This window comes from Richelia sinica FACHB-800 (assembly GCF_014698825.1).
GTDB lineage: Bacteria > Cyanobacteriota > Cyanobacteriia > Cyanobacteriales > Nostocaceae > FACHB-800.
In genome coordinates this window covers 52,442-60,189 of sequence record NZ_JACJTT010000034.1, presented here as the reverse complement: position 1 = coordinate 60,189, position 7,748 = coordinate 52,442, and the positions used below count along the sequence as shown (strand labels likewise).

Annotated in this window: 5 protein-coding genes; 3 read left to right on the top strand and 2 right to left on the bottom strand. The window is 40.8% G+C overall.

The annotated features are described in order from the left end of the window. Positions 1-75: 75 nt before the first annotated feature. On the bottom strand, positions 76-468 hold the full coding sequence (locus H6G73_RS19310) for a hypothetical protein (protein WP_190607433.1): 393 nt from the start codon (positions 466-468) through the stop codon (positions 76-78). Between the two features lie 43 nt (positions 469-511). Continuing rightward, a complete protein-coding gene (locus H6G73_RS19305; RefSeq protein ID WP_190607431.1) occupies positions 512-3,469 on the bottom strand; it encodes a DUF1574 family protein in 2,958 nt (985 codons plus the stop codon). Between the two features lie 218 nt (positions 3,470-3,687). Between H6G73_RS19305 and H6G73_RS19300 the strand changes: the two genes are divergently transcribed. The 3 genes from H6G73_RS19300 (at position 3,688) to H6G73_RS19290 (ending at position 7,695) form a co-directional block, all read left to right on the top strand. Further along, positions 3,688-3,924 (top strand): hypothetical protein, encoded by a 237-nt coding sequence (locus H6G73_RS19300; RefSeq protein WP_190607429.1) that lies wholly within the window; start codon positions 3,688-3,690, stop codon positions 3,922-3,924. A gap of 409 nt (positions 3,925-4,333) precedes the next feature. After that, positions 4,334-7,366 (top strand): phosphoenolpyruvate carboxylase, encoded by a 3,033-nt coding sequence (ppc, locus tag H6G73_RS19295; RefSeq protein ID WP_190607427.1) that lies wholly within the window; start codon positions 4,334-4,336, stop codon positions 7,364-7,366. Between the two features lie 65 nt (positions 7,367-7,431). Continuing rightward, a complete protein-coding gene (locus H6G73_RS19290; protein ID WP_190607426.1) occupies positions 7,432-7,695 on the top strand; it encodes a hypothetical protein in 264 nt (87 codons plus the stop codon). The last annotated feature ends 53 nt before the right edge of the window (positions 7,696-7,748 follow it).

The window sequence follows — 7,748 nt, the reverse complement described above, 5'->3', positions numbered from 1 at the left end:
AGCTATTAGATAAACTTCGCTATTTACAATCTTGTATGTGTCAGAAAATCAGTTATGTTCATTGGTTTGAGGAGATTATGTTTTGTTGACATATTTAACCTTTTTAGAGCTAGTATAACTAGATATGTAAAGTTTTGTATTAGGATTCAACATTTCTGTTCCCAAACATAATATTTTTAATTTCCTTTGATTCCAATCAGATTGAGCTAGTTGCCATTCTTCGCTAGAATTGTTGGCATTTTGGGAGATTTTTTCTAAATATTTACTTTGTCCTAATTCTAAGCCCAAACGATAATTCAGAAATGTGAGAACGAGGAGTAATGGTAAATATTGAATATTTAAAGATGAGTAAAATACTAGACTAGCTAATAAAAGTGTCCATAGCTTTAATTGCCTATCAGGAACATTCCAATAAATTCCCAGAACGCTGACTAAAAAGACCCCGTATAAAGGTGAAATAAAATTCATTTTTTATGATAATTGATGAGTAATGATGAGTAATTAAATTAATTTACTTAACAGGCCAAGGAATGAGGGAATCTGTAGCCAATTTCTTGGAAACTTCGTAAGCACCGTAACGATTCAGATGGCTGGGATCAGAAAAATTTTCATTAGCAGTAGGCCAGAGTAAACTTAAATCTCGATAAATGAAGTTGGGCTGATTAGCTAACTGCAACATGTATTGTTGAAACTCTTGTTCATATTTTCTACGCGCTGGATCTAAATAATCTGATGTCAAAGGCATGTTGACAAATACTAAGGGAATTTTCCGACTTTGAGTAAATTGTAAAAGCGATTTAATGGCTGCGTCTTGTTTACCAGATAAAGAAAAATCTTTGTAGTCGTTATCGTAACTACCAGCAACTCGTGGATGTTTTTGATAATAAGTGGTGGGATTAAAGCGAATTGATATGGGTAAGAAGCCATCAAAATCTACTGCTAATTGTCCAGAATCTGTTTCTGCGTCAGTGGCTTGTTGAAGATTCGCTATGGATTGATTTGTAGCAAAGGGTAAATTTTGTAATTGCTTTTGTAGAATGCCTTTTAAGTAATTGCGGTTTTGGTATGTTGTAGATAATGAAGTCAGACCTTGATTGATGGTTTCGTTAGCAATTTGATAAATATTTAATTCTGGTTTTATGGGTTGAGTTGTGGCTGATGTATCGGGTTCAGTTTTTGGTGTAGATGGTTGGTTATCAGTTGCCGCTTGATTAGCTTTTGCTAATACTTGTTTATAACCTTTAGATACAGCGATCGCATTAAAGGTGATATCTTCTCGTCCACTGTTAAAAGCCCGCGAACCATCAGCAAATAAAATGAGTTTTGGTAATTCCGTCGATTCCAAAACGTAACGAATAATAAAATCGACAACTTGGGCTGTGGCCCCATTTATGCCAAAGTTGAATATTTCAACGTTGCTATAACCTTGAGTAGCTAAGGCTTGGTTTAATGCCACTGGGTCAACACCTCTCAAGGCACGGGAAGAACCGATAATTAAGACATCTGGTGGTTTGCCAGTTTTAGCTAAACGTTGTTTATACAGAGCTAATTGCTCATCTAATTGTCGAGCGTTAAAGCTAGGAATTTGCGATCGCGCTGCTAAGAGAATGGCTGTGGCTGTAGCTTTTTGCTGTAATGGCGATTTATCTGATTTATCATCTTGGATAAACCCAGAGGCGTTAAAAGCCGTAGTATCATTAGCACTAGTATGGTTAATTAATGGTGTTTGGGCAGATTGATTGTTAGGGGAAGAATTAGATTTTGCAGACACGCTTCCGGCTGGGGAACTATGAGGTAAGGTACGAGTAATCACAAACCCCATCATCCAATCACTTTGCAGTGTCAACAACAAGCCTAAAGCTATCCAAATTAAGCCACCTTTAATCCCTTGTTCATCAGGAGTTTGGTCTGTGGATTGATTAACTTCTGTAAAGATTTGGCTGCTGAATAGCCAATTTCTGAGGGTATTGAGACTATTGTCAGCAAATTCTGTCACCACATTTTTGACATCTTCACCAGTCAAATCAGGACGCAGGACAGGTTCCTCTGTTTCATTGTTGAGGATAGCACTGATATATTCGGAAGCAACAGCAAATTCTGGGGCTGGTTCTGGGACTAATCGAGGACGTTGAGCAAAATCCGCACCTTGATTCCATAGAGGTTCCTTATTACCAGCACGACGACCATAAACACGGACACCATGCAAATTAGGAATTTTCAGTTGACGAATAAATTGAATAACTTTATGAGCGACCTGGTGACGGGCCGGACAGTTGGGTGCATCACACATGATATGCAATAAGTCACCCTTGCGTAGCAATAGTACCCGCAGACCACCGGTTTTTAGTCGCCAGTCTAGGTCATGGTTAAGTAAACGTTCTAATAAAAATATGATTGCTGGTTCATCTCCAGCGGTAGCTAATTCTAATGCTGGGGTAGCTAGTGCCGGATGCTGAGAGGCTGGTAAAGACTGCCAATCAACCCAATGTGGTTGTTTATCAGAAGTTTTTTGCCCATAGATAGTTGCAGCCAGGATACCTTGGGGAGCGATCGCTTCTAACTGGGGTAAAATCGCCTCTAGACATACATCTTTGGCTGGGGCTTCAGCTGTTTCTAAGGGGTCAAATGCTGGTGAACAAAAAAGATGTAAAGTTGATTCCTTCAGGGACGCTTGAACAGCAATCTTTAAATCTGATAATAATTCATTTAAGAGGCGAGCGATCGCTTGCACATCTCCCCACCTTGCCCATTCTTTCAACATTGCTTCTGGAGGAGTTAAATCTATTCTCAAGCGCCAATCCGGCTCATTTTCCCCCCTCACCTGCGCTACAATCACCGCATCTTCATAACCTTTGAGTTTGAGGTGGCGTAAATGTTGGGCGACTGGTTCCGCTAACAAGGATGGGTCAGGACTATAGCTAGCCTGACATAATATCCACAGGCGATTACTGGTAGATTCCGAGTTGGCTTTAGATTTATGAGGTTTAATCTGGACTTTCACTGCCACACCCAAATTACTTAAATTTTCACTCAGGTAGCGAGCAATGGCATCTGGATTACCTTGTCGTGCCAAACTTTCATTGGAAACAATCAGTGCACCACCAGGTTGTTTAGATTGTTCTGCGTCCGCTAATAACAATTGTTCTACTTGCTCCAGATGTCTGTCTAGTTGATTCAAGTACACCTTATGGCACCATTGAGGGCGATATTCCCCTTTCTTTCTGCCGTAAACAAATACTTGGTATATTGAGGGTTGTTCTTCGCTGGTTAGTTCATCTAAATCTGTATGCTGTAGTGCGTGCAGCAATTCCGATAAAGTGTGCCACCGTTGGGGACATTCTATACCTTCACATAAAATGTGCAGGTCATTTCCCAGCAACCGCACTTTCACCCCGAAGGTGTTTATCCCTGTTGCTTGGCTTACCCACTGCACTAAGGATCGCTGGCTATCAATTGATACTGTTTTCATGGGAAGTAAACGTTAACAGGAAGGGAGGATTGGGGATTTTGCCTGTACTTGTAAACTAAAACAACATAGAATTATCACATTTTGCAGTTTTTTTTTAACAATTTTGTTACCTTTATAGCTTGCAAAATGGGCCAAGATAGTCTTGTAAAGTTGGACATTCGATTAAGATCGAGTTTTGCGTCTATTTTACTCATCTGTCAGTCACCCAAAATTCAGCCATGGCACCTATTACTCCAACGTCCTCTCCTAACTCGCAATTAAATTTAATTTTGTTTAGTATCCCCCAATCTTGTCTCATTCAGTTAGGTACAGCTGCTGTCATTTCTTTACTTTTAGCTGAAAAAGCTACCAGTCAAGCTTTAGCGTCCCTGGGTGCTGCTAGTGAAGAGTTATTTCGGGGCGATCGCTTGCCTATCCTTGATTTTCCAGAGGACAACACAGCAAATCACAGCTAAAGATTATACATAATTAATGTATTTACTTCAGCCCTATGGGTAGTCAAGAACAATCCATAGCACAAAACATCCCTGGGAAAGATTATTAACACTAGGGGTGTAAGTTTTGATATTGTTGAACAGCCCCAGTTCCTATATACCCATTCCTTAAAGTTAGTTTTACCCCTAAACAGTAAAATAGTAACTTTGCTAAGTCTAATCGCCAGAATGCTTATGTAGCAAGGGGTCTATATTGGTTAGCAGAGTTATAGGATAAAATTGAAGTGCATATGTTTAGGAGTGAGCAATATTTTTGTACTAAACATGAGGACTGTCTGAGTATTGAGAATCAGCAGCAAATAGCCTGATATTAGATACTCAAGTAAAGTAAATAAGGTAAAGAGAGTATTCCGTGAGTATCTTAAGAGTAATGAGCGCTGACACTATTGATGTTGTACTGTATTCGTCTGAATTATTCTTGCGCCATCGCCTACAAGTAGTAGAAGAATTGTGGGAGTCAGTTCTTCGGCAAGAATGTGGTCAAAAAATGGTAGATTTATTGCGGCAGTTGCGTGACTTGTGTTCACCAGAAGGACAAACTACCAACGGCCAAGCCTCCTCAGCCGTAGAATTGATTGAACAATTGAATATTAATGAAGCCATTCGTGCTGCCCGTGCCTTTGCTTTGTATTTTCAATTGATTAATATTATTGAGCAGGAATACGAGCAAAAGCAGCAACTGAACCGCTACACCGATGCAGATGCTGACTCCTCAGAAGTAGACGACTTTCCTAGTATTATTTATTCTACTAACCAAAGAGAAGATGACCTGCCCATTACCAAGGGTTTTGGTTCTGATATCCTCACCACACAAGTTAAACAAAAAGGTACATTTGCCGCCTTATTTCCCTTATTATTTCAACTGAATGTACCGCCCCAGCAAATTCAACGCTTAATTTCCCAACTGGATGTGCGTCTAGTATTTACTGCTCACCCGACAGAAATTGTCCGTCACACCATTAGGGACAAACAACGTCAAGTAGTCAATCTGTTACAGCAACTAGACGCTTCTGAACATCGGGCCAGCGCCTATCCTTGGGAAGCAGCAGAAGTCAGGGAAAGATTACTGGAGGAAATTCGTCTATGGTGGCGCACAGACGAACTTCACCAGTTCAAACCGACGGTCTTAGATGAAGTAGATTATGCCCTACACTATTTCCAAGAAGTGTTATTTGATGGCATACCTCAGTTGTATAAACGGTTCAAATACAATCTGAGTCAAACTTTTCCTTGGCTAGAACCACCCAGCACAAATTTCTGTTCCTTTGGTTCTTGGGTCGGTTCAGACAGAGATGGTAACCCCTCGGTAACACCAGAAGTCACTTGGAAAACAGCTTGCTACCAACGGAAAATGCTCTTAGATAGATATATTCAGTCAGTGAAAAAGCTGATTGAGTTGTTGAGTATTTCCATGCACTGGAGTGACGTTTTACCAGACTTACTGGAGTCACTGGAGTTAGACCAATCCCAGTTAAGTGAAGTGTATGATGCTTTAGCGTTGCGTTATCGCCAAGAACCCTATCGCCTCAAACTATCCTATATTCTCACCCGACTGGAAAATACACGCGATCGCAATTTGTCCTTGTATAATCGCGAAACCCCCTCCAACGAAGATGCACCAATGTATCGTTCTGGGGCGGATTTCTTAGCGGAATTGCGACTAATTCAACGCAACTTGACGGAAACAGGATTAAGTTGTCAGGAACTAGAGAACTTAATTTGTCAAGTGGAAATTTTTGATTTTAACTTGACCCAACTGGACATTCGCCAAGAATCATCTCGTCATGCGGATGCGCTGAATGAGATATTAGAATATCTCCAAGTATTACCCCAGTCCTACAACGATTTAACAGAGGAAGAAAGGGTAGCTTGGTTAACTACTGAACTACAAACCCGTCGCCCCTTAATTCCCGCCGAATTGCCATTTTCGGAAAAAACCAATGATGTGATTGAAACTTTCCGGGTGGTACGTTCCCTCCAACAAGAATTTGGCATTAATATTTGCCAAACCTACATCATCAGCATGTGCCGAGATGTGAGTGATGTTTTGGAAGTATTGTTATTAGCTAAAGAAGCGCGATTATTTGACCCCTTAATAGCAGTAGGGACAATTCAAATCGTACCTTTATTTGAGACGGTAGAAGACTTACAACGCTCCCGCAGCGTGATGCGACAACTGTTTGAATTGCCCCTTTACCGGGCTTTATTAGCTGGTGGGTACGCAAAAACAAAAGTAGAAACTATTGATGCTTCCAGCCCCTCTTTACCTCTCCCCCTACCCTCCGCTAGCCTCACTCCCAACTTACAAGAAGTGATGTTGGGTTATTCAGACAGTAATAAAGATTCTGGATTTTTAAGTAGTAACTGGGAAATTCACAAAGCCCAAAAATCTCTGCAAAAAATTGCCGAAGAATACAACGTGAATTTGCGAATCTTCCACGGTCGTGGTGGTTCGGTGGGTAGAGGTGGTGGCCCAGCTTACGAAGCGATTTTGGCCCAACCAGGTAACAGTATTAATGGACGCATCAAAATTACAGAACAAGGGGAAGTTTTAGCTTCTAAATATTCCTTGTTAGATTTGGCTTTGTACCATATGGAAACAATTACCACAGCGGTTATACAAGCCAGCTTACTCAGAACAGGCTTTGATGATATTGAGCCTTGGAATGAGATAATGGAAGAATTATCAGCGCGATCGCGTCAACATTATCGCTCTTTAATTTACGAACAACCAGACTTTATTGATTTCTTCCACCAAGTCACCCCTATTGAAGAAATCAGTCAGCTACAAATTAGCTCCCGTCCTGCCCGTCGTCCCTCTGGTAAAAAAGACTTAAGCAGTTTACGGGCTATTCCTTGGGTGTTTAGCTGGACGCAAACCAGATTCTTACTTCCCTCCTGGTATGGTGTGGGTACAGCCTTACAGGAGTTTCTCGATGAGAAACCAGAAGAACATTTGAAACTACTGCGCTACTTTTATCTCAAGTGGCCATTTTTCAAAATGGTAGTTTCTAAAGTCGAAATGACCTTAGCGAAAGTAGATATTCAAATGGGTCGTCACTACGTCCAAGAATTATCTAACCCAGAAGACAAACCTCGATTTGAGAAAGTCTTCGACCAAATCGCTAAGGAATTCTATCTAACTAGAGATTTAGTCCTGAAAATCACTGGACACCAAAAATTATTGGATGGAGATCCAATTTTGCAGCGTTCAGTCCAGTTACGCAACGGAACTATTGTACCTTTAGGATTTATCCAAGTTTCTCTCCTCAAACGCCTACGCCAGTACAAGAGCGCCACTACTTCCGGTGTGATTCATTCCCGTTACAGTAAGGGCGAATTGTTACGGGGTGCCTTGTTAACCATTAACGGTATTGCGGCAGGAATGAGAAATACTGGTTGATGAGTAATGGCAATAGAAAACAGTTAAATTTGTGATCTATTACCAAGACCAATTGCCAATGACCAATGACCAACACATACAAACGCATCCTTATCTGCACTTTTTTGGCACTTACTTCGGGTTTAGGTGGTGCTGTTATGGGAGGACAAATCACAGTCCTACTCCATAGTCAAAAGTGTCAAAACCAATCTTGGGGTTTTAAGGAAATGTGTCATGCCTTAATTACCCCAGGTGCAACCTGGCAAGGAAGTACAGGCGGAATTTGGACAGGTACAGTATTAGGGGCGTTTGTGGGTGGTTTGGTCACGAAAAAATCTAGTCATTGGTAATTGGTGATGGCACAGCCAGGGAAAAAACTATAAAAACATTTTTTTCTCTTTTT